At 67.1% G+C, this 2,220-nt stretch carries 2 protein-coding genes; both read left to right on the top strand.

The features are described 5' to 3' along the window. Nucleotides 1–70: 70 nt before the first annotated feature. A complete protein-coding gene (locus AC1DYI_RS33310; RefSeq protein WP_477208389.1) occupies nucleotides 71–856 on the top strand; it encodes an ATP-binding cassette domain-containing protein in 786 nt (261 codons plus the stop codon). Further along, nucleotides 856–2,220: bifunctional 5-dehydro-2-deoxygluconokinase/5-dehydro-2-deoxyphosphogluconate aldolase (locus tag AC1DYI_RS33305; protein WP_477208388.1), on the top strand; the 1,365-nt coding region annotated here is incomplete at its 3' end. The genes AC1DYI_RS33310 and AC1DYI_RS33305, both read left to right, overlap by 1 nt.

Here is a 2,220-nt window from a genome sequence, read left to right as displayed (position 1 = left end):
CCGCGGTGCTGTTCAACAACTACATCCGGCGCCGTGTCGCGCTGGGTCGGCGTTGAAGGGGAAACGAAGCATGAGTGACTTCATTCTCCAGCTCGAGAACATCAGCAAGTTCTTCGGCCCGGTGATCGCGCTGAACGGTGTGACGCTGCGGTTGAAGCAAGGCGAGGTGCACTGCCTGCTGGGCGACAACGGCGCCGGCAAGTCGACGCTGATCAAGACGCTGGCCGGCGTGCACCGGCCCGACAAGGGGCAGTACCTGGTCGATGGCGATCCGGTGGCCTTCGGCTCGCCGCGCGAAGCGCTGGACCGCGGCATCGCCACCGTCTACCAAGACCTGGCGCTGGTGCCGATGATGAGCGTGGCACGCAACTTCTTCATGGGCCGCGAGCCGGTTCGCAAGTTGTTCGGTGTGCTGCCGGTGATGGACCACGCACTGGCCGCGCAGACCGCGACCGAGCGGCTGGCCGAGATGGGCATCAAGGTGYGCGATGCGGCGCAGATCATCGGCACGATGTCTGGCGGCGAAAAGCAGTGCTTGGCGATTGCCCGCGCGATCCACTTCGGCGCCCGCGTGCTGATCCTCGACGAGCCGACCGCGGCGCTGGGCGTGAAGCAAAGCGTCAACGTGCTCAAGCTGATCAACAAGGCGCGCGAACGTGGCATCTCGGTGATCTTCATCACCCACAACGTGAACCACGCTTACCCGATCGGCGACAGCTTCACGCTGCTCAACCGCGGCCAGTCGCTCGGCACCTACGCCAAGCAGAACGTGGCCAAGAACGAGGTGCTCGACATGATGGCCGGTGGCGCCGAGATGCAAAAACTGATGCAGGAACTTGAAGGGGTGACGATCTGATGACGCCGGTGTTGACCTTTCCTGGCCCGCGCCGCTTCGACCTGGCCTGCCTGGGCCGGCTGGCGGTGGACCTGTACGCCCAGCAGGTGGGTTGCTCGCTCGAAGACGCGAGCAGCTTTGCTAAGTACCTCGGCGGCAGCTCTGCCAACATCGCCTTCGGCGCGGCGCGCCTGGGGCTGCAGGTGGCGATGATCTCGCGCGTCGGCGACGAGCAGATGGGCCGCTTCCTGACCCGCACACTGCAACGCGAAGGCTGCGACACCAGCATGGTGCAGGTCGACCCGCAGCGCCTGACCGCGCTGGTGCTGCTGGGCCTGAAAGACCGCGACGCCTTTCCGCTGCTGTTCTACCGCGAGAACTGCGCTGACATGGCGCTCGATGCGTCGCTGATCCGCGAAGACTTCATCGCCAGTTGCCGCGCGCTGCTGATCACCGGCACGCACTTGTCGACACCGACGGTGCGCGAGGCTTCGTTGACTGCACTGGCCCACGCACGCCGGCACGGCACGGTGCGGGTGCTCGACATCGACTATCGCCCGGTGCTGTGGGGCCTGACTGGCCGCGGCGAAGGCGAGAACCGCTTCGTCGCCGACGCCAAGGTCACTGCGCAGCTGCAGCAGGTGCTGCCCGAATTCGAGTTGCTGATCGGCACCGAAGAAGAGTTCCAGATCGCCGGTGGTGTGCCGGGCGATCTGGTCGCGTCGCTGAAGCAGGTGCGCGCCGTGACGCCGGCCGCGCTGGTGGTCAAGCGCGGCGCGGCCGGTTGCTGCTTCATCCCCGCCGAGGTGCCTGATCGCATAGACGATGCGTTGACGGTGGCGGGCGAGCGAGTCGAAGTGCTGAACGTGCTGGGCGCCGGTGACGCATTTGCCGCCGGCTTGCTCACCGGCCTGCTGCGAGGCGAGGGCTTCGAGCAGGCGGCGCGACTTGCCAACGCGTGCGGTGCCATCGTCGTCTCGCGCCATGCCTGCGCGCCGGCGATGCCGACGCAACAGGAACTGACGCACTGGTTCAGCGGCCAGCGCGCGCCGCGTGTCGAGGCCGACACCCAGTTGGCCCACCTGCACCGCACGACGGTGCCGCGCACGCCGTGGAACGAGCTGTGTGTGATGGCCTTTGACCACCGCAGCCAGTTCTATGACCTGGCGCGCCAGGCCGGGGCCGACGAAGCGCGCGTGCCACGGCTCAAGCAGTTGCTGGTGCAGGTGGTCGAACAGGTCGAGCGCGAACGCGGCTTGTACGGTCACGTCGGTGTGCTGATCGACGGCACCTACGGCGAAGACGCGTTGCACCGCGCCACTGGCCGCGGCTGGTGGGTTGGCCGACCGGTTGAGCTGCCGGGTTCGCGGCCGCTGCGCTTCGAC

The organism is Ideonella sp. P3_A4, from assembly GCF_056403075.1.
This window is presented reverse-complemented; position numbering and strand designations above follow the sequence as displayed.